The organism is Billgrantia tianxiuensis, from assembly GCF_009834345.1.
In the GTDB taxonomy this organism is placed as follows: domain Bacteria; phylum Pseudomonadota; class Gammaproteobacteria; order Pseudomonadales; family Halomonadaceae; genus Halomonas; species Halomonas tianxiuensis.
In genome coordinates this window covers 1,115,602-1,141,177 of record NZ_CP035042.1, presented here as the reverse complement: position 1 = coordinate 1,141,177, position 25,576 = coordinate 1,115,602, and the positions used below count along the sequence as shown (strand labels likewise).

The 25,576-nt window shown below is 62.8% G+C and carries 20 protein-coding genes and 1 pseudogene; 14 read left to right on the top strand and 7 right to left on the bottom strand.

Going from position 1 to position 25,576, the window contains the following annotated elements:
- The first annotated feature begins 71 nt into the window (after positions 1-71).
- The 7 genes from ccoG to fnr all read left to right on the top strand — a co-directional run bounded on the left by ccoG (position 72) and on the right by fnr (position 7,807).
- Positions 72-1,511: a cytochrome c oxidase accessory protein CcoG gene (ccoG, locus tag EKK97_RS05370; protein WP_159549994.1), complete on the top strand. Its 1,440-nt coding sequence runs from the start codon at positions 72-74 to the stop codon at positions 1,509-1,511.
- Entirely contained in the window at positions 1,508-2,023 is a 516-nt protein-coding gene (locus tag EKK97_RS05365) for a FixH family protein (protein ID WP_159549991.1), read from the top strand. The genes ccoG and EKK97_RS05365 overlap by 4 nt, the downstream gene beginning before the upstream one ends.
- A 33-nt stretch (positions 2,024-2,056) precedes the next feature.
- Entirely contained in the window at positions 2,057-4,531 is a 2,475-nt protein-coding gene (locus tag EKK97_RS05360) for a heavy metal translocating P-type ATPase (RefSeq protein ID WP_159549988.1), read from the top strand.
- Entirely contained in the window at positions 4,528-4,761 is a 234-nt protein-coding gene (gene ccoS / locus EKK97_RS05355) for a cbb3-type cytochrome oxidase assembly protein CcoS (RefSeq protein ID WP_159549985.1), read from the top strand. Before EKK97_RS05360 ends, ccoS begins: the two co-directional genes overlap by 4 nt.
- The gene (locus EKK97_RS05350) at positions 4,761-5,462 is read left to right on the top strand and encodes a sulfite exporter TauE/SafE family protein (RefSeq protein WP_159549982.1); all 702 of its coding nucleotides are present in this window, start codon (positions 4,761-4,763) and stop codon (positions 5,460-5,462) included. Before ccoS ends, EKK97_RS05350 begins: the two co-directional genes overlap by 1 nt.
- A 69-nt stretch (positions 5,463-5,531) precedes the next feature.
- Positions 5,532-6,947 carry an oxygen-independent coproporphyrinogen III oxidase gene (gene hemN / locus EKK97_RS05345; RefSeq protein ID WP_234286631.1) on the top strand — a complete coding sequence of 472 codons (1,416 nt, stop codon included), beginning with the start codon at positions 5,532-5,534 and terminating at the stop codon, positions 6,945-6,947.
- A 113-nt stretch (positions 6,948-7,060) separates the two neighbouring features.
- Entirely contained in the window at positions 7,061-7,807 is a 747-nt protein-coding gene (gene fnr / locus EKK97_RS05340; RefSeq protein WP_159549979.1) for a fumarate/nitrate reduction transcriptional regulator Fnr, read from the top strand.
- Positions 7,808-7,898: 91 nt separating this feature from the next.
- Here fnr and ttcA read toward each other — a convergent pair whose 3' ends face one another.
- From ttcA to EKK97_RS05325, 3 genes are all read right to left on the bottom strand, one after another.
- Positions 7,899-8,834 (bottom strand): tRNA 2-thiocytidine(32) synthetase TtcA, encoded by a 936-nt coding sequence (ttcA, locus tag EKK97_RS05335; RefSeq protein WP_234286630.1) that lies wholly within the window; start codon positions 8,832-8,834, stop codon positions 7,899-7,901.
- 111 nt (positions 8,835-8,945) lie between these two features.
- Positions 8,946-9,575 (bottom strand): 3'-5' exonuclease, encoded by a 630-nt coding sequence (locus tag EKK97_RS05330; protein WP_159549973.1) that lies wholly within the window; start codon positions 9,573-9,575, stop codon positions 8,946-8,948.
- A 51-nt stretch (positions 9,576-9,626) separates the two neighbouring features.
- Positions 9,627-11,447, bottom strand: a complete 1,821-nt coding sequence (locus tag EKK97_RS05325; RefSeq protein WP_159549970.1) for a putative nucleotidyltransferase substrate binding domain-containing protein — start codon at positions 11,445-11,447, stop codon at positions 9,627-9,629.
- A gap of 624 nt (positions 11,448-12,071) precedes the next feature.
- Between EKK97_RS05325 and EKK97_RS05320 the strand changes: the two genes are divergently transcribed.
- From EKK97_RS05320 to EKK97_RS05305, 4 genes and pseudogenes are all read left to right on the top strand, one after another.
- Positions 12,072-12,332 carry a DUF4212 domain-containing protein gene (locus EKK97_RS05320; RefSeq protein WP_159549967.1) on the top strand — a complete coding sequence of 87 codons (261 nt, stop codon included), beginning with the start codon at positions 12,072-12,074 and terminating at the stop codon, positions 12,330-12,332.
- 6 nt (positions 12,333-12,338) lie between these two features.
- On the top strand, positions 12,339-14,135 hold the full coding sequence (locus tag EKK97_RS05315; protein WP_159549964.1) for a sodium:solute symporter family protein: 1,797 nt from the start codon (positions 12,339-12,341) through the stop codon (positions 14,133-14,135).
- A 92-nt stretch (positions 14,136-14,227) separates the two neighbouring features.
- Positions 14,228-14,746 (top strand): hypothetical protein, encoded by a 519-nt coding sequence (locus EKK97_RS05310; protein WP_159549961.1) that lies wholly within the window; start codon positions 14,228-14,230, stop codon positions 14,744-14,746.
- Positions 14,747-14,834: 88 nt separating this feature from the next.
- Positions 14,835-18,781 (top strand): annotated as a pseudogene (locus EKK97_RS05305) (hybrid sensor histidine kinase/response regulator).
- 127 nt (positions 18,782-18,908) lie between these two features.
- On the opposite strand, the gene EKK97_RS05300 reads toward EKK97_RS05305, so the two are convergent.
- A complete protein-coding gene (locus EKK97_RS05300; RefSeq protein ID WP_159549958.1) occupies positions 18,909-19,571 on the bottom strand; it encodes a LuxR C-terminal-related transcriptional regulator in 663 nt (220 codons plus the stop codon).
- Positions 19,572-19,904: 333 nt separating this feature from the next.
- Here EKK97_RS05300 and EKK97_RS24295 point away from each other — a divergent pair, with 333 nt between their 5' ends.
- The 3 genes from EKK97_RS24295 to EKK97_RS05285 all read left to right on the top strand — a co-directional run bounded on the left by EKK97_RS24295 (position 19,905) and on the right by EKK97_RS05285 (position 21,758).
- Positions 19,905-20,192: a con-10 family general stress protein gene (locus EKK97_RS24295; RefSeq protein ID WP_159549955.1), complete on the top strand. Its 288-nt coding sequence runs from the start codon at positions 19,905-19,907 to the stop codon at positions 20,190-20,192.
- Positions 20,193-20,361: 169 nt separating this feature from the next.
- Entirely contained in the window at positions 20,362-21,198 is an 837-nt protein-coding gene (locus tag EKK97_RS05290) for a manganese catalase family protein (protein WP_159549952.1), read from the top strand.
- Positions 21,199-21,239: 41 nt separating this feature from the next.
- Positions 21,240-21,758 carry a ferritin-like domain-containing protein gene (locus EKK97_RS05285; RefSeq protein ID WP_159549949.1) on the top strand — a complete coding sequence of 173 codons (519 nt, stop codon included), beginning with the start codon at positions 21,240-21,242 and terminating at the stop codon, positions 21,756-21,758.
- A 185-nt stretch (positions 21,759-21,943) separates the two neighbouring features.
- Here the strand turns inward: EKK97_RS05285 and EKK97_RS24290 are convergent, their stop codons facing one another.
- The 3 genes from EKK97_RS24290 to EKK97_RS05275 are packed head-to-tail and all read right to left on the bottom strand — an operon-like array spanning position 21,944 to position 25,293.
- Positions 21,944-22,867, bottom strand: a complete 924-nt coding sequence (locus tag EKK97_RS24290; RefSeq protein ID WP_236551381.1) for a CocE/NonD family hydrolase C-terminal non-catalytic domain-containing protein — start codon at positions 22,865-22,867, stop codon at positions 21,944-21,946.
- Positions 22,756-23,985: a CocE/NonD family hydrolase gene (locus tag EKK97_RS24285; RefSeq protein WP_236551380.1), complete on the bottom strand. Its 1,230-nt coding sequence runs from the start codon at positions 23,983-23,985 to the stop codon at positions 22,756-22,758. The genes EKK97_RS24290 and EKK97_RS24285 overlap by 112 nt, the downstream gene beginning before the upstream one ends.
- Before the next feature lie 18 nt (positions 23,986-24,003).
- Positions 24,004-25,293 (bottom strand): ATP-grasp domain-containing protein, encoded by a 1,290-nt coding sequence (locus tag EKK97_RS05275; RefSeq protein ID WP_159549946.1) that lies wholly within the window; start codon positions 25,291-25,293, stop codon positions 24,004-24,006.
- Positions 25,294-25,576 lie beyond the last annotated feature (283 nt).

The following is a 25,576-nucleotide window of genomic DNA, read 5'->3' as shown; positions in this document are numbered from 1 at the left end:
GGCACTCGGTACAATGACGCCATATCCTTGCCTCCCTTTCGCGGGTCGTCATTTCCCGCCGCGAGTCCGACATGAGCGATAAGATCCCCACTCGAGACGTGACACCGCAGGCGGTGGGACACCACACGCCACCTGCCACGGTTCAGCAGGAGATGTACGCCAAGCGCCGCCACATCTATGTGCGCGAGATCAAGGGGCTGTTCCAGCGTCTACGAAGGGGTGCCAACTGGCTACTGATGCTGGCCTTCTTCGGCCTACCCTGGCTCAACTGGGGCGACCGGCCGCTGATCTGGTTCGACCTGCCGGGGCGCGAATTCCATATCTTCGCCGCGACCTTCTATCCCCAGGAGTTCATGCTGCTCTCCTGGCTGCTGATCATCTGTGCCTTCGGCCTGTTCTTCATTACCGTATTCGCCGGCCGCGTATGGTGCGGCTACACCTGCCCACAGAGTGTGTGGACTTTCCTCTACATCTGGGTGGAACACCGCCTGGAAGGCTCACGCAATCGTCGCATCAGGCTCGACCGCGAGCCGATGAGCCTCGACAAGGCCTGGCGCAAGACCGCCAAGCATGCCGTCTGGCTCGCCATCGCCCTGGCCACAGGCGTGACTTTCGTCGGCTATTTCACGCCGATCCGCGAACTGATCGTCGATCTGCCCACCCTAGAGGCTCACGGCTGGTCCTACTTCTGGGTCGGTTTCTTCCTCGTCTTCACCTACCTCAATGCCGGTTGGCTGCGTGAGCAGGTATGCATCTACATGTGTCCCTATGCCCGCTTCCAGTCAGTGATGTTCGATGCCGATACGCTGATCGTCTCCTACGACGCGGCCCGCGGCGAGCCGCGCGGCGCACGCAAGAAAGCGCTCGAACATGCACAGGTGCGTGCCGCAGGACTGGGCGATTGCATCGACTGCGAGCTGTGCGTGCAGGTCTGCCCCACCGGCATCGACATCCGCAAGGGGTTGCAGTACGAATGCATCACCTGCGCGGCCTGTATCGATGCCTGCGACAGCGTGATGGACCGCATGAACTACCCGCGTGGTCTGATTCGCTACACTACCGAGAACGCCCTGGAAGGGAAGCGGTCTCATGTGCTGCGTCCACGCCTGCTCGGCTACTTCGCGGCGCTGACGGTGATGGTCGGTCTGTTCGTCTGGACACTGGGGGAGCGCATGCCGCTCGGTTTCGAAGTGGAACGCGAGCGCGGCCAGCTCTACCAGATGACCCGCGAAGGTCGTATCAGCAATGTCTATACCCTGACCGTGCGCAACCTCGACGACCGCGACCACGACTACCGGCTCGAGGTGAGCGGCCTGCCCGATCTCACGCTGGATACCGACTCGCTGAGCGTACCGGCCTCCAGTTCGCGCCGTTTCGCCGTGCAGATCACTGCGGCCCCCGAGGTGCTGGACCTGCCCAGTCATCCGATCCAGCTGCATCTGCAATCGCACCAGGACACGGACATCCGGCTCGAGCGCGAAACCCGTTTCATCGGTGATACCCGGAGATGACAATGACCGCCCCCACCCCCTGGTACAAGCAATTCTGGCCCTGGTTCCTGCTCGGCCTGCTGTTCATGTCGATCGGTGTCAGCTCGACCTTCGCCGTGCTGGCCATTCGCTCCGCCGACGGCATGGTGCAGGAGGATTACTATGAGCACGGCCGCGCCATCAACATGGTCCTGGCCAAGCAGCAGCGCGCTCACGAGCTGAACCTGGCCGCCGACCTGCGCATCGACCCGCTGACCAGCGACATCATCGTCCAGCTCGACGGTGATGATCGCCCCGAGCGGCTCTACCTGAGGCTGATCTTCCCGACCCAGGACGACCGCGACCAGGACCTGGTACTGGAACACGTGCGCGACGGTCGCTATCTCGGTCAGGCCCCCGACAACCTGCGCTATCGCTGGTACCTGCAACTCCACCCCAGCGAAGAGCAGCCCGAATGGCGGTTGGTGGGCGAGGCCAGCCTACCCAGCGAAGAAAGCTTCCGCCTGACCCCTGGCGTTTCGCAACGCAGCTAACGAGTGCCGTCACGACCCTTGACACACCAAGACATGTCCCTGACCGTCGGCGAGGCCGATCCGGCCACGACCTGCTATCACTGCGGCAACCCGGTGCCTGCCGGGGCGCCCTGGTCGATCTCGCTGGATGAGTGCACGCACCCGCTGTGCTGCCCCGGCTGCGAGGCGGTAGCTCATGCCATCGTCGACGGCGGCCTGGCCAGTTATTACCGTTTTCGCACCGAGCTGCCCGAGCGCCCCGACGAACGCCAGGCGGTCAAGGCCGAGACCTGGGCCGTATTCGACGATCCGGGCCTGCAGCGCCAGTTCGTTCACGACGACACCGATGACGCAACGGTGCACGCCACCCTGGCCGTGGATGGCATCACCTGCGCCGCTTGCGCCTGGCTGATCGAGCATCGCCTCAACGACCTCGAAGGCGTGACCTCGAGTGCCGTCAACCTGAGCCATCATCGCGTGCGAGTGGCATGGGATCCGGCAAGACTCAAGCTGTCGCGCATCCTCGCCGAAATGGCCGGTATCGGTTACAGCGCCCAGCCCTACGAGCCGGACGCGGCCCAGCAGCGGCTGCAGTTCGAGGAGCGCATGAACATCCGTCGGCTGATCGTCGCCGCCGTGGGCATGGCCCAAGTGATGATGTTCTCGATTCCCATCTACGTGGCTGGCCCCGGCGAAATCAGCGAGGACTTCTACGCCCTGTTCCACTGGCTGTCGTTCGCCCTTGCCACACCGGTGGTGTTCTTTTCGGCGATGCCTTTCTTCCGCAATGCCGTGCGCGACCTGCGTGCGCGGGTGCTGGGCATGGACGTACCGGTTTCCATTGCCATCGGCGGGGCCTATCTGGCCAGCGGTTATGCCGTGCTCTCGGGCACCGGCGAGGTCTACTTCGACTCGGTGGCCATGTTCACCTTCTTCCTGCTCTTCGGCCGCTACGTGGAAGCTCGCGCGCGGCGGCGCAGCGGACATACCGGCAATGCCCTGGCCGGCGCCCTGCCCCTCTCTGCCGTGCGCCTCGAGGCGAACGGCGAGGAGCGCATCCTGCCGGCCAGCGAGCTTGCCGCCGGCGACCGGGTGCTGATCCGTCCCGGCCACGGCGTGCCCGCCGACGGAGTGATCGAAGAGGGAGAGTCGAGCCTCGATGAGTCGATGCTCACCGGTGAGTACCTGCCGGTGACCCGGCGCATCGGCGACAGCGTCACCGGCGGCAGTCAGAACATCGAGAGTCCGCTGGTGGTACGCGTCACCCACGCCGGCAAGGAGGCTCGGGTGGCCAGCATCGTCGATCTTACCGACCGGGCTTTCGCTAGTCGACCGCGCCTGGCCCAGATGGCCGCACGCATGTCGCATCTGTTCGTACTGCGCCTGCTGGTGGTGACCGCCTGCGTGACTACCGCCTGGTGGTTCATCGACCCCAGCCGCATGCTGTGGGTGATGCTCTCGGTACTGGTGGTGACCTGCCCCTGCGCCCTGGCGCTGGCCACCCCCACTGCGCTCACCGCGGGCCACGGCCAGTTGCGCCGGCGCGGGATACTGATCACCCGAGCCGATGCCATCGAGTCACTCTCCCAGGTCGACCGGGTGATCTTCGACAAGACCGGCACCCTGACCTGCGGCGAGATGCAACTGATCGACACCCGCCCCCTCGGTGAACTTTCGGCTGAGCGTGCCAGATTGATCGGCGCGGCACTGGAGGCTCACTCCGAGCACCCCATCGCCCGCGCCTTCCGCCCCTGGCGCGAGGCGACGGTGGACGCGAGCGACAGGAACAGCCGTACCGGCCAGGGCGTGGAGGGCACGATCGACGGCCAGCGCTGGCGCCTCGGGCGCGCCGATTTCGCCGCTGCCGACCACGACCTCACCACACCGGATGACGGGCAATGGCTGCTGCTCAGCGAGAATGGCGAACCGCGCGCCTGGTTCGCCCTGCGCGACAGGCTGCGCGACGATGCTGCACAGACCATTGCCGAGCTGATGGCGCGGGGCATTCGTGTCGAACTGCTCTCCGGCGATACCAGCGATGCCGTACGCAGCATGGCCGAACAGTTGGGACTCGACACCTGGCACGCCGGTGTCAGCCCCGAGGGCAAGCTCGAACGTATCCGCCAGTGCCAGGCGGCCGGTGAGAAAGTGGCCATGATCGGCGACGGCATCAACGACGTGCCGGTGCTCGCCGGCGCCGACGTGTCGATCGCCATGAACGGCGCCACCGATCTGGCCCGTACCAGCGCCGACGCCGTATTGCTGAGCCCGCGTCTGATGCGTATCGTCGAGGCGATCGAGGTCGCCCGTGCCACCCGGCGCATCATGCGCCAGAACATGATCTGGTCGGTATGCTACAACTTCTCGGCGCTGCCGCTGGCCGCCATCGGCATCGTGCCGCCCTGGGTCGCGGCGCTGGGCATGTCAGGCAGCTCGCTGGTGGTGGTGGGCAATGCGCTGCGGCTCAACCGTTTCCGGCTGCGCCCCAGCCAGCCACCAGGCCGCGACGCCCAAATGGTGAATGCATGACCATTCTTTACCTGCTTATCCCGCTCTCGCTGATCCTGCTCGGCCTGGCCGTATGGGCCTTCTTCTGGGCAGTGAAGAACGATCAGTTCGAGGACCTCGAAGGACCGGCCCACCGCATCCTCTTCGACGAGGACGAGAACGACCTGACGCCGGAAGAGCGCGAGCGGCGGCGCCGGGCCCGCCGACGCGAATCGGCCGCCAAGGATAACGACGACCCGGCGGAGCGCTGATGGACCCCACCGGACTCGGCCTGCCGCCGCTGCTAGCCGCCTTCGTCTTCGGCCTGCTCGGCGGCGCTCACTGCATCGGCATGTGCGGCGGCATCATGAGCGCACTGACCTTCGCCGTGCCACCCAGCATGCGCAGCCCGGCACGCCTGTCGGGACTACTGCTCGGCTACAACCTGGGACGTATCGCCAGCTACACGCTGGCCGGCGCGGTGGTGGCCTCACTCGGCACCGTAGTCGCGCTGTCACCGGCGGCGCGAGTCGGCCTGCAGGTGTTCGCCGCGGTCATGCTAATCCTGATGGCGTTGTATATCGCCAGCTGGTGGAAGGGGCTGCTCAAGGTGGAAGCCCTGGGCAGGCACTTGTGGCGCCATCTGGAACCCATCGGCAAGCGCCTGATGCCGGTGGTCAGGATTCCCCAGGCCATCGGCCTCGGTGCGGTGTGGGGCTGGCTGCCCTGCGGTCTCGTCTACTCGATGCTGGCCTGGAGTCTGGCCACGGCCGATCCATGGCGCGGCGCGGCGCTGATGGCGGCCTTCGGGCTCGGCACCCTGCCCGCCCTGCTGGTCACCGGCCTCGCCGCGCGCCAGTTGGGCAACCTGATCCGTCACCCGGCGACCCGCACCGTGGCCGCCCTAGCGATCATCGCTTTTGCCCTGTGGCAGCTCATCACGCTGCTGCCACAACATCAACACTTCGTTTGACGCAGCTCAATCCGCCTTGGGCAGCGTACCGCTAGCATGAGTCAAATGTTAGCCTTTCGGAGTGCCATCATGTCCGTCCCCGCACGCTGCGTGCATCAAGCGATGGCCGATCCTTTCACCTGGGACGCAGCGCTCCTGCGGCGCTACGACACCCATGGCCCGCGCTACAGCTCATATCCCACCATCTATTCTTTCAGTGACGATTTCGACGAACAGGCCTACCAGGCGGCCCTGGCCCGCAGTAACGCGGATGGCAGGCCGCTGTCGCTCTACGTGCACATCCCCTTCTGTCGCAAGGCGTGCCATTACTGCGCCTGCAACAAGATCGCCACCAAGAACGCCAAGGTGGTGGAGCCCTATATCTCGCGCCTGGACCGTGAAATGGTGCTGATCAGGCCACACCTGGATACACGCCGCGAAGTGGCCCAACTGCACTGGGGAGGGGGTACGCCGAGCTTTCTCAGCCTCGACCAGATGAGCGACCTGATCGACCGGCTCGACGCCCGCTTTGGCCTTTCCAACTCCCGCCACCGCGACTATGCCATCGAGATCGATCCGCGCGAGGCCGATGTCTTCACCCTGCGTCACCTGCAGGCGCTGGGTTTCAATCGCCTCAGCCTCGGCGTCCAGGATCTCGACCCACGCGTGCAGCGAGCCATCAACCGGATCCAGCCACGCATTCTCACCGAGGCGCTGCTCGACGAAGCCGACCGGCTTGGCTTTCGCTCGCTCAATCTGGACCTGATCTACGGACTCCCGTTGCAGACCCGAGACAGCTTCGCCGCCACCCTGGAACAGGTAATCGCCATGGCACCGGCGCGAATCTCGGTGTTCAATTATGCCCACATGCCAGAGCGCTTCACGGCTCAGCGTCACATTCGAGCCGAGGACCTTCCCGGCCCCGAGGAGAAGCTGGCAATTCTGCGCACCACCATCGCCATGCTCACCGGAGCGGGCTACGTCCATATCGGCATGGATCACTTTGCCCGCAGCAACGACAGCCTGGCCATCGCCCAGCGTGAAGGCACGCTGCAGCGCAACTTCCAGGGCTATTCCAGCCATGCCCAGTGCGACCTGGTGGGACTGGGAGTGTCGGCCATCTCCTGTGTCGATGACGTCTATGCCCAGAACCACATCAATCTCGCCGACTACGAAGCTGCCCTGGATGCCAGCCATCTGCCCACCGCACGAGGCATTCGGCTGACCTTCGACGATCGCATCCGGCGGCATGCCATCGAGCAACTGATGTGCGACATGAAGCTCGACCTGGATGAACTGAGCGAAACGTTCGGCATAGATGCTCCCCGTTACCTGGAAGACGCACTGGAGCGACTGGAGACGCCCCAGCGGGACGGGCTGGTGCTGATCGAGGGCCATCGCGTAGTGGCTACACCACTCGGCCGGCTGCTGATCCGTCACTTGGCCATGGCCTTCGATGCACGTCTACCGCTCAAGCCCGATGACCGCTTCTCACGCATCGTCTGAGGTGAAAGTTCCCGGAATGCTAATTTTATTGCGGCCAAAGGTCGCAAGGGGCATTTCACCTACTTCAATAATGGCCCATAATGCCTTCATGAATGAGATCCAGGAGGTGGAGCATGCCGGTCAACGCGGCCAATGCGCTCGGCAAGCGTCGTTCATTGCTGCATGAAACCCGCTGCCAGAATTGCAGCCTGAGTTCACTGTGCCTGCCGCTGGCCCTGGAACTCGAAGACATGGAGCAGTTCGATGCGATCATCCGGCGACGCTCGCCACTGAAGAAAGGCGAATCGCTATTCCGCCAAGGCAGCGCCTTCAACAGCGTCTTCGCGGTACGCTCCGGCAGTCTCAAGCAGGTCACCACCGAAGGCTCGGGCGACGATCAGGTCACCAATTTCTACCTGCCCAGTGAGCTGGTCGGCCTCGACGGCATCGATGAACAGGTCTATCCCGGCAGCGTGATCGCGCTGGAAACCACCACCGTGTGCGAGATTCCCTTCGACCGGCTCGATTCACTCTCCGAACAACTGCCGGAGCTGCGCGGTCAGCTCTATCGCAGCATGAGCAAGGAGCTGCGCGACGATCGCAAGATGATGCGCCTGCTGTCGCGCAAGACCGCCGACCAGCGCCTGGCCAGCTTCTTCTCCAGCCTCTCCGACCGTTTCCGTCGCCGCGGCTATTCGCCCTACAGCTTCCGCCTCTCCATGTCGCGGGCCGATATCGGCAATTATCTGGGCCTGGCCGTGGAAACGGTCAGCCGTATCCTGGGCCGCTTCCAGCAACAGGGGCTGGTCGAGGTATCCGGTCGCGAGGTCAACATCCTCAATCTCGAGGCCCTGGTGGCACAGGCTCAGGACGATCACTGAGCCCTGGCGACATCAACCAAGCAGAAAGAAACCGCCCGGCCAAATGCCGGGCGGTTTCCGTTCGGATGGACTGTTCGGGTGGACTATCGGCTCAGCTGTCGTGCGAAACATCCAATGCATCGATGCGCCGCTCGCGCAGCCGGGCCTGCTTGGCCTCGAGCCCTTCGAAGTCGAAAAGCTCGCGGTCGGCCAGTTGCGAGGGTGCCACGTTGGTCACCGCCTTGAACATCGATTCGATGCGCCCGGGATGCTTGCGCTCCCACTCGGCCAGCATCTCCTTGACCACCTGACGCTGCAGGTTGGGCTGGGAGCCGCACAGGTTGCAGGGAATGATGGGAAAATCCATCAGCCGTGCGAACTCGGCGATGTCGGCCTCGCGACAGTAGGCTAGCGGTCGGATGACGATGTTCTTGCCGTCGTCGGAGAGCAGCTTGGGCGGCATGGCCTTCAGGCTGCCGCCATAAAACATGTTGAGGAACAGCGTCTCGAGGATGTCCTCACGATGGTGACCCAGTGCCACCTTGGTGGCACCGATCTCTTCGGCAAAACCGTACAGCGAGCCGCGACGCAGGCGTGAACAGAGCGCACAGGTGGTCTTGCCTTCCGGTGTCTTCTCCTTGACCACGGAATAGGTATCACGCTCGAGAATGTAGTACTCGACGCCGATCGACTCGAGATACTCTGGCAATACATGCTCGGGAAAACCCGGCTGCTTCTGGTCCAGGTTGACCGCCACCAGCGAGAAATTCACCGGCGCATTGCGCTGCAGATTGCGCAGGATCTCGAGCAGGGTATAGCTGTCCTTGCCGCCCGACAGGCAGACCATGATCCGGTCGCCCTCGTGGATCATGCCATAGTCGATGATGGCGTTGCCCACCTGGCGGCGCAGGCGTTTCTGCAACTTGTTGAATTCGCGCCGGCCCTTGGCGTCGAGCGCCTCCAGCGGCGAGGTGCCCGCTTGCGCCCCGGCGTGTGCCTCGGTGGCAGGGGCGGCGGCGAGCGGGTCGAAGGTCAGGGCGTCTTGCATGATCACGGGCTGCCAGAGCATGGTGGATGACGGGGGCCATCCTACCATCGCCTCGGTTCAGTGGCGACGCCGCGGCGATCTACCGCAGCGTACGGCAGGATGCTGGAGGAGTTACGCCTCGCACCGGTCCGGCACTCCGGCGCGCTCCAGGCGCAGATACATGAGCGCCGTGGTCACGGCATCGCCCAGCGCGGTATTGCGCCCCATGACCGGAACGCCGAGCGACTCGGCCACCGCCTCGAAGCGCTGCGGGCGAGGCTCGGGTTCCATCACGCTGCGGCGCAGTTGGCGATGGTAGAGCTGGGCCACGTCGATCCCGCTATTGGGCAGATCGAAGCCGAAGCGCGGCCGTAGCTGGCGGTTGAGAATGGCCAGGTCGAAGTCGAGCCGCCAGCCCAGCAACGGACGATTGCCGATAAAGTCGAGCAGCGTCACCAATGCCTCGTCGAGACTCACCCCATCGTCCAGATCGACACCGCGCAGGCCGTGCACGCGAATGGAGTCGCCCGTCAGCGAAGCGGGACGCTTGAGACGCAAATCGAGCGACTCACTGGTCAGCACCCTGTCACCGCGCACCTTGACCGCTCCGATCGATACGGGCTCGGCAGTACGCGTATCGACACCGGTGGTTTCACAGTCGATGGCAACGAGCTCATCCCCGGTGTAGGGGTGAAAGAGCCAGCCATACTCACCGTCAGCGTGGCGGCGGCGATCCTTGGCCCGGCGTAGCGCACGAAACATGCCGTGGTTTCCTCCTTCATTAATTCCGCATTGACCTTCGCAGGCACGGCCTCATGAGTATTCGAGGTGGTAGCGCTGCGACAGGCTCTGCTTGAAATCCTTGACGATATGCAATGCCTCGCGCAGCAGGTCGCGCTCCAGCGACGACAGCTGCTGGACCACGACGCGATCCGGGCTCTTGCTGGCGTTATCTCCGTCCAGGCGTTCCAGTTGCTGTTTCAGTCTCAACTCGGTGAATAGCGACAGCGCCTCGGCAAGATCCTCGGCGATGCGTTCCTCCAGCCGACCATCCGCCGCCAGGGCCTCGAGCCGCTCCAGCGTGGAAGTGGGCTTGATGCGGCGCTCCAGCGCCATGGTGCGCACCCCATGGACGATGGGAAAAATGCCGCCTTTCTTTATGTCGATGCCGTGCTGAGGCTTCTTCAGCGACCCGAACAGGGTCAGCGGCGTGGAGAAGCGCAGCGCCGTGCGAGCGAAATAGGAGAGCAGGATTTCGTCGCGGGAGCATTGTTCGAATAGCGCTTCGCGAACCCGCTCGAGCAGCGCGGGATTGCCCGCCACCGCATGGGAGTCGAGCATGATGGCAAGCTTCATCAGGCTGTCGCCATCCCGTTTCTGCGCCCAGCGCGCAATGCGCTCGCGCCACTGGCTGACGGAGCCCACCCACTCGGAGTTGCTGACCATGATGTTACCGGGACAAGGAGGATAGCCGAGTTCGATCAACGTCTCGGTCAGGCGCTGCATCTGTTCGCCCACATCGGGCCATTCCAGCCCATCGGCAAGAATCAAACCGTTGTCCTGATCGGTCTTGAGGATCTGCTCACCACGACCTTCGCTGCCCATCACCATCAGGCAACTGTCGCGGTGATAGCGCTCGTCGATCAGAAACCCCCATGCCTTGGACATGATGCGCCCGTTGAGCGCCGCCAGCAGGCCCATGGCGAAGCGCAGCTTGACCCCCTGAGCCATGAGCGCCTTGACCAGTTCAGGCGTGCGATGACTGGCGCGAAACAGAGCATCGAGGCTTTCCGCCTGCTCCACCTGCAGGCTGACGACATAGCTGCGGCTGGAGAAATAGCTGAGCACGTCGGTGAGTTCCACCACACCGATGGGACTCGCCTGCTCCATGACCACGACACGCTCCACCTTGTGGCGGGTCATCATCACCAGTACTTCGAACAGGTACTGATCGGGGCGTACCGTGACCAGTTCGAAATGCGCGATCTCCTGTAATGGGCTCTGCTTCTCGCAGTCCTGCAACACCAGCGCTTCGAGCAGGTCGGTCTTGGTGACCATGCCCGCTCCACTCTCCCCCTCTACCAGCAGACTATCGGCGTGGCTCTCGTGCAGCCTCGCCACCGCCTCGGCAATGGTTGCCTCCGGCCCCATGCACAGCGGCGGTCGCATGCATTCGCTGACTCGCGCCAGCATGAAGCCGGCCATGGTCACGCCGCCCTCGGCGCGCTGCTCGGTCAGCAAACGTGTCTTGTGGGCCAGGGTCTGGCGAAAGAACTCGGCAAAGGGGGGATAGTCGTCACATAGCTGCAGGAACAGTGCCTTGGGCAACAGGTAGCAGAGGCTCTCCTGTTCCGCCCGGAAGCGGTAACGGCTCTTGCCGTTGAGAATGCTGATGGCACCGAACAGATCGCCAGCCGTATAGTGGCCGATCCGCTCACGAGCCCCCGGCTGCGTGGTGTCCAGCTCGGCCACCTCGCCCTTGTGAATGAGAAAGACGTACTCACCCGGCTGGCCGGTTTCGAGAATGATCTCGTTACGATCGAAGTAGGCCAGGTCGATGCCATTGCGGATACGCTCGCGCCCTTCGTCATCCAGAAAGGAGAACGGCGGTTGGGAGAGATCGACATCGACCATGCTATTGCCCTCGTTGCGCGGCCCTCATCGCCGTCATCCCTGGACGAGTCCGAAAAGAAACGTTCCTTAACTTCCTATGCCACCCACATCGAGCACGACTTCTCGTGGCAGGATAACAGTCTCGACTTTTAAGACATAACCTAGACCAACGTCCAAGGAGGGGAATGTAGATGACAGCAATACTTCACTAGACAATGGTCTTACGGAGAAGAGACATAGACAAAGGTCCAATGCTAGACAATCGTCCTATCGCCATGGCGGCAATACTGCAACATTACTCATGCACACACATCAAGCAATTGTTTTTAATAGAAAAAATTGCCACTGATAGCATCGAAGTTTTCTCATGATACCAAAGTCTGGGATTTTATTTTTCTCATTTATTGACCACTATTGCTCATGAGTCATGCAGGGCAATCGTACCTTGATAATGCGACTCGACGATCGGTTACTCGATATGGTGGGAAGTGCGGCTCGTCCGCAGGGAGCAATGGGGAACACAGGCGCTTGCCAGCGCCATTGTCCACACCACCCGACTCGACTCGCTTTGTGCGAACCTCCTGATGAAACCTGGCAACTCTCTGTGCGACTTCCCAACCTCAACAACAAGTGGAGAGCATCACTATGGCAGATGATAAAATCAATGCTGCTGCATACTGGAAGGCGAACGTACGCCTGATCACTGGATGCATGATCGTCTGGGCATTCGTCTCCTACGGCTGCGCCATCCTGTTTCGCCCCCTCCTTTCCGGCATCCCGATCGGCGGTACCGATCTCGGATTCTGGTTTGCTCAGCAGGGTTCCATCCTGACCTTCATCGGCTTGATCTTCTTCTACGCCTGGAAGATGAACAAGCTCGACCAGAAGTTCGGCCTCGGGGAGTAAGCCAGCATGAGTCAGTTTGCCATCAACCTTCTCTTCGTGGGCGGCTCGTTTGCCCTCTATATCGGCATCGCCATCTGGGCACGTGCCGGCTCGACCAAGGACTTCTATGTCGCCGGCGGCGGTGTCCATCCGGTCACCAACGGCATGGCCACGGCGGCCGACTGGATGTCCGCGGCATCCTTCATCTCCATGGCAGGCCTGCTGGCCTCCGGCGGCTATGCCAACTCGACCTTCCTGATGGGCTGGACCGGCGGCTACGTGATCCTGGCCATGCTGCTGGCCCCTTACCTGCGTAAGTTCGGCAAGTTCACCGTACCCGACTTCATCGGTGACCGCTTCTACAGCAAGACGGCTCGCATCGTTGCCGTCGTGTGTCTGATCGTGGCTTCGGTGACCTACGTCATCGGTCAGATGACCGGCGCCGGCGTGGCCTTCTCGCGCTTCCTCGAGGTGCCCAGCAGTGTGGGTATCTGGATCGCCGCGGCCATCGTCTTCCTGTATGCGGTATTCGGCGGCATGAAGGGCATCACCTACACCCAGGTGGCGCAGTACATCGTGCTGATCATCGCCTATACGATCCCCGCCGTATTCATCGCCATGCAGCTGACCGGCAACCCGATCCCGATGTTCGGCATGTTCAGCACCCACACCGAATCCGGCGTACCGCTGCTGGCCAAGCTCGATGAAGTGGTCAATGCGCTGGGCTTCCGCGACTACACCGCCGACGTCGACAACAAGCTCAACATGGTGCTGTTCACCCTGTCGCTGATGATCGGTACCGCTGGCCTGCCCCACGTCATCATTCGCTTCTTCACCGTGCCGAAAGTGGCCGATGCTCGCTGGTCCGCCGGCTGGGCGCTGGTGTTCATCGCCCTGCTCTACCTGACCGCTCCGGCCGTAGGCTCCATGGCCCGCCTCAACCTCGCAACCACCATCTTCCCGGAAATGGCCGGCCAGGTGGAGGATTACGAGGCGGCAGCGGAAGAAGCGCTGGTCTATGAAGATCGGCCGCAGTGGGTGCGCACCTGGGAGGAAACCGGGCTGATCACCTTCACCGATCGCAACAACGACGGCCGCATCCAGATGTACAACGACGCCAACCCGGCCTTCCAGCCGATTGCCGAGCAGCGCGGCTGGGAAGGCAACGAGCTGACCGTCAACAACGACATCCTGGTATTGGCCAACCCGGAAATCGCCAACCTGCCGGGCTGGGTCGTGGGTCTGATCGCGGCCGGTGGTATCGCGGCGGCACTCTCCACCGCGGCAGGCCTGCTGCTGGCAATCTCCTCGGCCATCAGTCATGACCTGATCAAGAACACCATCAACCCCAACATCACCGAGAAGGGTGAAATGCTGGCGGCGCGTATCTCCATGGCCGGCGCCATCCTGCTGGCGACCTATCTGGGGCTCAATCCGCCCGGATTCGCCGCCCAGACCGTGGCACTGGCCTTCGGTATCGCCGCCGCCTCGCTGTTCCCAGCACTGATGATGGGCATCTTCTCCACCCGGATGAACAGCAAGGGCGCCGTCTGCGGCATGCTCGCCGGCCTGATCGCCACCCTGCTGTACATCTTCACTTACCTGGGCTGGTTCTTCATCCCCGGCACCAACATGCTGCCGAATACTCAGGACAACTGGCTCCTGGGCATCTCGCCGCTCTCCTTCGGTGCCGTGGGTGCGATGATCAACTTCGCCGTGGCCTACGCGGTCTCCGCCGCCACTGAAGAGCCCCCGCAGGAGATCCAGGACCTGGTGCAGAGCGTGCGTTATCCGAAAGGCGCTGGCGCTGCGATCGATCACTAAGCCATAATGGCTGCCCGGTCCACTGCGGGCCGGGTATCGAACCAGATCGGGCTTCCCTCCGGGAAGCCCGATTGCTTTGAGAAGGTGGCGTTATGATTTGGCACTTGATTGCGGCGATTTTCGCCGGCCTGGGAGCAGCCGGCATCGGCCTGATGCTGCGCCTGGCCAGCGGCAAGCGCTTGCCGAAATGGATCATCCCGGTATTTGCCGGCCTGGGCATGCTGGGCTACCAGATCCACTACGAGTATTCGTGGTTCGACCACAAGCGTAGCCAACTGCCTGCCACCACCCAGGTGGTAGACACGCGCCAGGACAGCATGGTGTGGCGCCCCTGGACTTACTTCTTTCCGATGACGGTGTCCTTCAGCGTCGTCGATCAGAGCAGCATGGTACCAGCTCAGGGAGACGACGACGCTCAGCTGGTCGAATTCATCCTCTACCGCTTCGAGAAAGAGTACGTGGATCAGCTTCATCACCAGCCCTACTTGATGAACTGCGACTCCGCCGAAATGGTGCCGCTGACCAGTGGCAGCCGCCAGCCACGCCTCGAAGGTCTGCGCCCGGTGGAAGAGGATTCGCGTCTCTTCCAGGCAGTCTGCTCCCCCTGGTGAGTCGCGGCATGATCGGCGCCTCTCTCGGTTCGAGTGTTCTCGGGCCGATATCCCTTTAGAATGATCGGTACTTGCCGGGGGAGAAAGCATGTTTGCCGGTTGGCTGCTGATCGCCGTATCACTACTCTACATCGCCATACTGTTCGGTATCGCCTGGCTGGGCGACCGTAATGCGCGTCGCCGTGGTGCCAGTCGCAAACGCCCCGTCATCTACATCCTGGCGCTGGCCATCTACTGTACCTCCTGGAGTTTCTACGGTGCGGTCGGTCAGGCCGCCACCGCCGGCTGGTCTTTCGCCAGCATCTATGTCGGCCCGATTCTCACCTTCCTGCTGTTCTGGCCGATACTCGCCAAGATGATCCGCGTGGCCAAGCGGCAGAACATCACTTCGATCGCCGACTTCATCGCCTCGCGCTACGGCAAGGCGCAGTCCCTGGCGGCCTTCGCCAGCCTGGTCGCGCTGATCGGCACGCTGCCCTACATCGCCCTGCAGTTGAAGGCCGTGTCGACCTCGTTCGCGGTGTTGACGGATGCCGCCGACATCACCCATACCCCGCTGTTTGCCGATACGGCCTTCTTCGTTGCCATCGTGATGGCGGCATTCGCCATCCTGTTCGGTACGCGCCACACTGATGCCACCGAGCACCACGAGGGGCTGATTCACGCCGTCGCCTTCGAGTCGATGGTCAAGCTGCTGGCCTTCCTGCTGCTCGGGGCCTACGTCACCTGGGGCATGTTCGATGGCCTCGGCGAGCTGATGGCACTCGCCGACACCCAACTGGAGTTGCAGCGCCAGCTGGCCGACCAGGACTTCGGTCGCGGCTTCTGGGCCCAGACGCTGCTGGCGATGCTGGCGATCTTTTGTTTGCCGCGCCAATTCCATGTCGCTGTGGTGGAAAACACCCATCCCAACGACGCCGCCAAGGCACGCTGGCTGTTTCCGCTCTACCTGGTGGCCTTCGCCTTCTTCATCCTGCCGATCGCCGCCGCCGGCCTGACCTTGTTCCCCGACGGTACGGTGGAACCCGACACCTTCGTGCTGGCGCTGCCGATGGCCGCCGGCCAGCAGTGGCTGACCCTGCTCACCTATATCGGCGGCTTCTCGGCGGCGACCGGCATGGTCATCGTGGCCACGGTGGCAGTCTCGATCATGATCTCCAACGAGATCGTGATTCCCCTGCTGTTCCGGCTGCGCTGGCTGGACACCCGGCCGCGCGATTACGGTCGGCTGGTGCTGCAGGCCCGGCGCATCACCATCGGGGTGATCCTGGCGCTGGCCTACGGCTTCTACCAGCTGATCGGAGAGTTCACCTCGCTGGCCTCGATCGGCATGCTCTCCTTCGCCGCGGCAGCCCAGTTCGCCCCCGCCCTGCTCGGTGGGCTCTACTGGAAACGCGGTAACCGCCTCGGGGTGGTCGTCGGCATGAATGCCGGCTTTGCCATCTGGGCCTACAGCCTGCTGATGCCAGGGATGATCCAGGCCGGCGTGCTGCCGGACACCTGGCTCTCCGGAGGCCCCTTCGGTCACCCCTGGCTGACTCCCACTGCGCTGTTCGGGCTCAACTTCGGCGACAGCTTCACGCATGGCGTAATGCTGTCGCTCGGCGTCAACCTGTTCTGCTACATCTTCGTCTCCCAGATCACCTCGCAGCGGGTGGTTGAGCGCATCCAGGCTTCGCTGTTCGTCGACAGCGTCGAGACCCGCCAGACTTCCGTCAACCGCCCTTGGACCGGCGCCACCACGGTGGGCGACCTGAAGGTGCTGTGCGAACGCTTCCTCGGTGCCGGCCAGGTGGCGCGCGCCTTCGATGACTACGCGCGGCGCACCGGCAAGCCGCTGGAGGACGGCAACCGAGCCTCCATCGACGTGATCCAGTTCACCGAACGTTTCCTCGCTTCGGTGCTCGGGGCTTCCTCGGCGCGCATCGTGGTCAACTCGGCGCTACAGGGGCGCGGCATCGGCATCTCCGACGTGATCTCCATCGTCGATGAGGCCTCCCAGGTGCTGGAGTTCAACCGCGCCCTGCTGCAGGCCACCATCGAGAACATCAACCAGGGCATCAGCGTGGTCGACCAGAACATGCGCCTGGTGGTGTGGAACCAGCGCTACCTGGAACTGTTCCGCTTCCCCGATCACCTGATCCGGGTCGGCGCGCCGATCGACAAGATCTTCCGCTACAACGCCCACAACGGCGAGTACGGCCCCGGCGATCCGGAAGAGCACGTGCAGCTGCTGATAGACAATATTCGCGACGGCCAGCCCCACCGCTACGTGCGCTACCGCCAGGACGGCAGCGTACTCGAGGTGCAGGGCAATCCCATGCCGGGCGGCGGTTTCGTCTACACCTACCAGGACATTACCCAGCAGAAGCGTATCGAGGAGGCGCTGATACGCTCGGAGAACAACATCCGCATCTACACCGACAACGTGCCGGCGCTGATCGCCTATTTCGACAAGGAGTGCCGCTACCTCTTCACCAACCGCGCCTACGAGCAGGCCTTCGGCATCGATCGCAACGAGGTCATCGGCAAGCACGTCGATAGCGTCATCAACGAGGAGATGGCACGCGAACGCAAGCCGTGGATTCACCGTGCGCTGGCCGGCGAGCGGGTCAGCTTCGAGGTGTCGATGTGGATCGGCGACGCCCTGCGCTACATGCTGGTGACCTATACCCCGCATTTCGGCGACAGCGGCGCGATCCTGGGCTTCTTCTCGCTCTACCAGGACATCACCGAACGGCGCCTGGCCGAGATCGCCCTCAAGGAGACCAACGAGAATCTGGAGGAGCGGGTACGCGAACGTACACAGGCGCTGTCCGAGGCCAATACCGCGCTGCGCCAGGAGAACCGGGTGCGGGCCGAGGCCGAACAGGCCCTGCGCCAGGCCAAACAGGTCGCCGAGGATGCCAACGCCTCCAAGACCCGGTTCCTGGCCGCTGCCAGCCACGACCTGCTACAGCCGTTGAACGCCGCGCGCCTGTTCACTTCGGCACTGTCCCAGGAAATGGACGCCGACGACATGAAGCGTACCATCGGCCATATCGACAACTCGCTGCAAGCCGCCGAGGAGCTGCTCGGCACCCTGCTCGACATCTCCAAGCTCGACGCCGGCGCCCTCACCCCGCGCCGCAGCCACTTCGCCCTGGCCGACATCTTCCGCCCGCTGCGAGCCGAGTTCGAGGTCATGGCCGAGGAGCGCGGGCTGGACCTGGTAGTGGTACCGACCCGCGCCTGGGTCGACAGCGACCCGCAGATGCTGCGCCGGATCATCCAGAACTTCCTCTCCAACGCGCTGCGCTACACCCAGGAGGGCCGGGTGTTGCTGGGCTGTCGTCGCCGCGGCACACGACTGACCATCGAGGTATGGGACTCGGGGCCGGGCATTCCCGAATCCAAGCAGGCGGAGATCTTCCAGGAGTTCCGCCGCCTGGACCAGGCCTCGCGACACAAGGAGAGCGAAAAGGGGCTGGGGCTGGGCCTTTCCATTGCCGACCGCATGAGCCGGGTGCTGGACCATCCGATCAAGGTCCTCTCGCGGGAGGGCGTTGGCACCATGTTCTCGGTGAGCGTACCGGTGGTCGCACCGCGCAGCGCCGCCGAGCGTGCCGAAGAAGCGGCCTCCCCGCGGCGGGTAGGCAACAAGCTGGTCGGCACCCGGGTGCTGTGCATCGACAACGAGACGCTCATTCTTGAAGGCATGAAAGCGATGCTCTCGGGCTGGGGCTGCGAGGTCTATACCGCCACCAGTATCGGTGGCGCCAAGTCGATCCTGCGCAACCTGGACGGCGAGCCGGATGCCATACTCGCCGACTACCACCTCGATAACGAAGTGACCGGGCTGATGGCCCTGGAGGCCCTGAGCGAACGGTTGCAGGGCGCGGTACCAGGCATCGTGATCACCGCCGATCGCACCGAGGAGGTAGCGGAGGAGATCCGCCGCAGCGGCTACCACCTGCTGCAGAAACCGGTGCGCCCGCCGCCCTGCGCGCCCTGTTGACCCGCACGCTGCAGGCCAGCCGGGCGCCTAGTGCTTAGGAGGAAGAGGGAAGAGGGAAGAGGGAAGAGGGAAGACAGGCTATGCCTTTTTCCTTCTTCAAGGCGCTAAGCGCCGCACTTCCCTCTTCGAGCGGCGAAGCCGCGTCTTATGTCTCCTGACCGAAGGTCAGGATTCAACTTTGGGCGGCTCCACCTCGAGCTTCTGCGCCGCGATGACCGCCTGGGTACGCGAGTGCACGCCCAGCTTGCGCAAGATAGCGGTGACGTGGGCCTTGATGGTGGCCTCGGAGACGTTCAGCTCATAGGCGATCTGCTTGTTGAGCAGCCCCTCGGTGAGCATGTTGAGCACCCGGAACTGCTGCGGCGTCAGCGAGGCGATGGCCTCGGCGAAGCGGGTCTCCTCTTCGTTGGCGTCGCCCAGGGCATCGGCCAGCTCCTGAGGCAGCCACACCTCGCCATCGAGGATCTCGCTGACCGCCTCGGCGATCAGCTGCAAGGATGAGGATTTGGGAATGAAGCCCGAAGCACCGTAGTCGATCGCGCGCCGTACCACATGCGGCTCGTCGCTGCCGGATACCACCGCTACCGGAATGTCCGGGGTCTGGCCGCGCAGCTGAATCAGGCCGGAAAAGCCATGGGCTCCCGGCATGTGCAGGTCGAGCAGAATCAGGTCGGCATCGGGGTGGCGAGTCACCACCTCGCAGGTGGCCTCCATGGTATCGGATTCGACGATCTCGGCCTGGGGCGCCAGCTGGCGCAGCGCCTGCGTCAGCGCTGCACGGAACAGCGGATGGTCATCGGCAACGATGAATTTCTGGGCAAAGGCCATGGATTCTCCTCCGGTTCCTCGAGCACGGCCTAAGGCCGCCACTTCGGGCTCTTTGATTGTTCATCGCATGTTACCCCATGCTTGAGCGCTTCCCAAGCACATGGGGCCTGTTGTCGACAATATCGTTGCCATTGGATCGTTTGAAGGGAAACCGCCCGAGGACTTGCGACAACCTTTCTTTTCACATGGAAACAGCAACCGCCTTGATGAGAGGGAAACGCGGCTTCTATCTTCAAAGACGATGGCAAACGCCAGCAGTGCCGGATCCCCGGTAAATGGAAGTACACGGTGCACGCCGGAGTGCGTGCGGAAAGGAAAGTCAAGGAGACTACCATGGCACAGCGCAACCAGAACCCCGGCAATTTTGCCAACGACCCCAAGAAGGCCTCGGAAGCCGGCCAGAAAGGCGGTCAGCGCAGCAGCGGCAATTTCGCCAACGACCCGCAGAAGGCCTCAGAAGCCGGCCAGAAAGGCGGCCAGCACAGCGGCGGCAACTTTGCCAACGACCCGCAGAAGGCCTCTCAGGCCGGCCAGAAAGGCGGCCAGCACAGCGGCGGCAACTTCGCCAACGACCGCCAGAAGGCTTCCGAGGCGGGCCGCAAGGGCGGCAAGAACAGCTGAGCGCCGCGCTCCCTCATCAGTTTTGACCAACCCAAGCTGCCGGAGCCCTTCCTCCGGCAGCTTCTTCTCACACGCCGGACGGCTACTGACAGGTCATCCGCTTCGAATTTGTGCGGTCGGATGCGCGCTGTCTGAAGCCGATGCGGACCTCAGAGACGAAGGAGACGTCATGTTTCATCATTCGTCCAAGCTTCAATATCCGGTCAAGGTCGACAAGCCGGACCCAGAGTTCGCCATGCTGCTGCAACAAGCCATTGGCGGCATCGAAGGCGAGATTCGTGTCGCCATGCAGTACTTCTTTCAGGCCATGGGCGCCCGTGGCGACGATCGCATCCGCGACATGCTGATGTCGACGGCAACCGAGGAACTCTCGCACATCGAGATGCTGGGTCATGCCGTGGCGCTCAATCTGGAGGGTGCGCCAGTCTCCTATCAGGAGGAATCAGCCAAGGACCCGGTGGTCCGCGCCATTCTCGGCGGTGCCAATCCCAGGCACCTACTCTCGTCCGGCCTCTCCGCCATGCCGGTCAACGCCAACGGCGTGCCGTTCGACATGAGCCACGTTTACGCGACCGGCAACGTGGCGGCCGATATGCTGGCCAACGTCACCGCCGAGGCAGGTGGCCGTGTACTGGCGTCGCGTCTCTACAACTGGACCGACGATCATGGCATGAAGGACTTCCTGTCCTTCCTGATTGCTCGTGACACCTACCACCAGCAGCAGTGGTTGGCCGTGATCGAGGAGTTGGGCGGTATCGAAGCCCAGTTGCCGGTGCCCAACGCCACACCGGAAGCCCACGAGGCCATGCAACACTCTTACTACTATCTCAACACCCTGCTGGACAAAGAGGCGCCCAAGGGGCGCTGGGCCGAAGGCCCCTCTCTCGACGGCCGCAGCGAATACTCGGTCAGGAACCAGCCGGCTCCCGAAGGCCAGGAGCCCAAGCTGGGACCGGCCAAGCCCCATTCCGGCGCTCAGGAAGAGCAGATCAATCCGCCGAAGTGAGCGGCGGATTCCCATCGATCGCAACCGCAAGGAGATAGCACATGGGCACTGAACCGCAAACCCCCAAGCATCTGGAAGACTGGCTACGCGATGCCCACGCCATGGAGAAACAAGCGGAGAAGATGCTGGAAGCCCAGGCCAGCCGCCTGGAGCATTATCCGCAGCTCAAGGCACGCATCGAAGAACACCTGACCGAGACCCGCGGCCAGACGGAGAAGATCGAACAGTGCATCTCGCTGCTCGGTACCGACCTCTCGGCGATGAAGGACATGGGCGGCAAACTGGCAGCCTTCGGTCAAGCCATGGGCGGCATGATGTCAGGCGACGAGGTGGTCAAGGGCGGCCTCGCCAGCTATGCCTTCGAACACTTCGAGATCGCCAGCTACAAGGCCTTGATCCAGGCTGCGGAGAAAGTCGGAAAACCCGAGATTGCTCGCATCTGCGAAGAGATCCTGCGCGAAGAGGAAGCCATGGCCGCGTGGCTCGGTGAACATCTCGACGACACCACGCGCCAGTTCCTGGAGCGCTCGGAGAACAGCGACCTGCGCGCCAAGACCTGAAGGTTCTCCATGGCACGTGGCGAAATGGTTCGTTGCGAACGCCTTGCATAGGCCCCTCGCTTCCCCCGGCTCCCCGCCGGGGGCTTTTTCGCCAGACCACCTCACTCCCTGCTCACCATGGAAAAGCGCCACCCAATGCAGGGTGGCGCCACGTTGCGGATAGCAGCTAGATAGCAACTACCTGGCTACATGTGGTCGCGCGGTATGACCTTCTCCCAGTTCTTGGAAAAGACCCGGTAGTCGTCCTCATAGGCATCGAGCTGAGCGTGAATGAAGAAATTGCTCTCGTCGCAGCTCAGGATGCTGCGTGTGTAGATCTCCACGTTCCAGTCGTCGCGCTTGAAGGAGCGCTCGGTATAGGTTTCGCCGCGTGCCGAGGTGAAATCGTCATTGACGGTGCTGTACCACTCCCGGGTACTGCGGCGCACCTCGGTACCGATATCCTCGATGCGGAAGTGGCCCTGGTCGTTGATGACTTCCAGGGTCGACTCCTTGGTCGCCAGATCGCGATGCAGCAGCCAGTTGTGCTCGCTGGCCTCGAACGTATGCAGTTCCAGCGGCGGGGCTTCCTCGGGCTCGTCGAACTCGGGCAGGCGCACATCCTCCTCACCCGGCGTTCGCTCCGGCAGCACCAGTGCACTGCTCTCGGGGTAGATGTCGACCTGGGCCGGCTCCGGCGGCAACCAGGCCAGCGGCCAGTAGGAGGTCGAGACGGACAGGCGCAGTTGATGGCCCACCGGGAAGCGCTGGGCAATCCCGTTCATCGGGATACGCACCCGGTAGCGCCGGTGCGGCACCAGCGGTTCGGGGTCGGCGTCGCTGTCACGATGCGACAGGTTGAGCAGGCCATAAGTGACACGGGTCGACTTGCCGTCGGGGGCCACATCCGAGAGTCGCACCGCGAGCATGGCCTGGGGCTTGTTGCACGAGAGTTCGAATTCCACCACGGGCATGCCGAAGATATCGAGCGGCTCGGCCAGTTGACGGCTGCTGAAGATCAGCGAGCCGCCATCCTCCTCGCGCTGGTCGCCCGGTAGGTCCGGCGTGGCTGCATAGGAGCACCACTTGCCGGCCTCCAGCCCAACGCTGAGCGGGGACTGCAACGCCAAGGCGCTCTCCCACCCTTCGTGCTGATGGGGCCACCGTGTCCTTCCCCCATGTGGATGGTATAGGGGCCCAGTTCGTAGCGCCGCTCCTTGACGTTCTTCGACGGCCAGCCGACTTCTCCGATCCAGCGCCCCGGACGCTCCTTATAGGAAGTGTCGGGCGGCACGCTGTCCTGCTCCCAGGCACGCAGCATGGGCTCGTCCATGATGCCGGTATCCTTGCCCTTGAGCCAATAGTCCCACCAGCGCAGCGCTTCCTGGAGAAAGCCGATGGCTGGCCCAGGGATCCCCTGGTGCGGATACTTGTGGCCCCAAGGGCCAATCAGCCCCTTGCGCGGCACCTCCAGGTGTTCCATCAAGCGCAGCACGGTGTTGGTGAAACCGTCGGCCCAGCCACCAATGGCATATACCGGGCACTGGATCGCCGAATAGTTTTCGTTGATCGAACTGGTCGACCAGTAGGCGCTGCGACGCTGGTGCTCGACCCACTGTTCGAGCCATAGACCGCTGTTCTCCATGCGGTCGAACCACATGTCGCGCCAGCGGTTGCCGACGATCTGCGGGTCCGGCGGCAGGGTATTGAAGGCGAACATGACGGTGGCTTCGGAAAGATTGTCGCCGAGCAGGCAGCCGCCCATGTAATGCATGTTATCGGCGTAGAGGTCGTCGCTCGAGCAGATGCTGATGATCGCCTTCAGCGCCGGTGGCTGCTTGGCCGCCACCTGCAAGCTGTTGAAGCCGCCCCAGGAGATGCCCATCATGCCGACATTGCCGTCGCACCAGGGCTGTTCGGCAAGCCAGGCGATGGCATCCACGCCATCCTCCTGCTCCTGCTGGGTGTATTCGTCGGTGAGCACGCCATCCGAATCACCACTGCCGCGCATGTCGACCCGGACACAGACATAGCCGTGTCCGGCCAGGTAGGCATGGTTGGTGGCATCCCGTCCACGGGTGATATCGCGCTTGCGATAAGGGATGTATTCCATGATCGCTGGTAGCGGCGTGCGCTCGGCCTCTTCCGGCAGCCAGACCCTGGCTGCCAGCTGGGCTCCGTCGCGCATCGGGATGAAGACGTTCTCTATCTCACGAACCTTGTACGGAAACGAATCTGCGACACTCACGATTCCTCCTTTTCGGGTTCATTCGGTGGGTTCGATCTCGAACTGAAGTGCCTCCAGGCAAGCCTTGTAGCGTTCCTCTATCTGATCGTGATCCTCACCCGCAACATAGAGGGTTCCCAGGCGATAGCTAAAGCTGTCCTGGTGCATCAGGTCACCTAGCCGATCACCCGGCTGGACATCGAGGCGCACCTTGGTGCCGGGGAAGCGCTCGGCAAGCGCCGCGATCTCCTCTTCACTCGGCACACGCCTGACAATGCCGTCGCGATGCTCGTAAGGGATGTAGCACTTGGCCGCCACGGCCGCCTCACCCTGACGATTGGCCAGCGACGGTCGCTCACCGAAGGCGATATCGACGGCCACCTCGTGGTTGGACATGCCATCGACCATGATGAAGATCTCGCTGTGAGACTGGGAGATACGTGTGTTGAATTCGATCAGCCACAGCTTGTCGCTCTCCTCGTCCCACATGAACTCGGCGTTGAAACAGCCGTTGTCATAGCCGATGTGCTCGAGGAAGCGGTGCGACATATCGATCATTTCACGATGGATACGCTCGGGCAGGTTGCTGGGATACTCCAGGCGATCGAAGGGGATCTCCTTGTTGACCGAATTGGGCTGGGCGATGATGCCGTGAACATTGAACTCGCCACGGTAAACCGTGCCTTCGGGCGCCCCCTGCACACCGGAGACGATCTGCTCGGCAATACAGGAATTGCCGTCCATGCGCTGGATTTCCGACGGCAGCTCCACATGGTTCAGCGCCTCATTGAACGGATCGCCAAGCTGGCGAATACCCTGGCGGATCTCCTCGATCGCAGCGTGAAACTGCTCATCGTTCTCGATCTTGAAGCCCAGGTGCGAAGAAAACGCCTTGACCGGCTTAATCCAGAACGGGTACTTCAGCGTCACCTGCGAGAGCGGATCCTCCGCGAAGGGGTCGACGCCACAGAATTCCGGCACTACCTCGGGAATGACTTTCTGCTGCTCGAGCCGGCTCCAGTACTTGTGCTCGCACTTGAGCACGCTCTCCACCGAAGGCGAGGGGATGTCGTATTCCCGGCACAGAATGGGAACCATCACACTGGTCGGAAAGTCCCACTGCGCCACGATGGCATCGATGGAACCGTCGAAGGCTTCGAGTTTGCGGCGGGCCTCGTTGAGCAGGGCATCGAAGGAAAAGTTGGGTGACTCGACGGCTGTCTTGACGGACAGCAGGCTGTGCACGTTGAACTTATCGGAGTGGCGTAGGGTTTCCAGTTCCTGACGCTGCTGATCCTCGAGCGCCACGACAAAAATGTTCCGCTTCATCCGTCTATCTCCATGACAGTTTCGTGGAAAGCCAAGTTCGTGGAAAACCAAGCTTGGGTGGCGTTCCTGCCATCCATACACTCATCAAGATAAGTAGGCTTCGCCCAAGGTTCCATGGGGAAGACGATTCTTTACCCTTTCAAACCGCGGGAAACAATACGGCACGCAAAGACCAATGACTTACACCGATATGAGCTGACGAAACCGTTCAGACCATTGTGGTGCGCCATGGATTTGGCCCTTGCGCCAAGCAGGGCTAGGCTGAGAAGCGAAGGCCATTTGC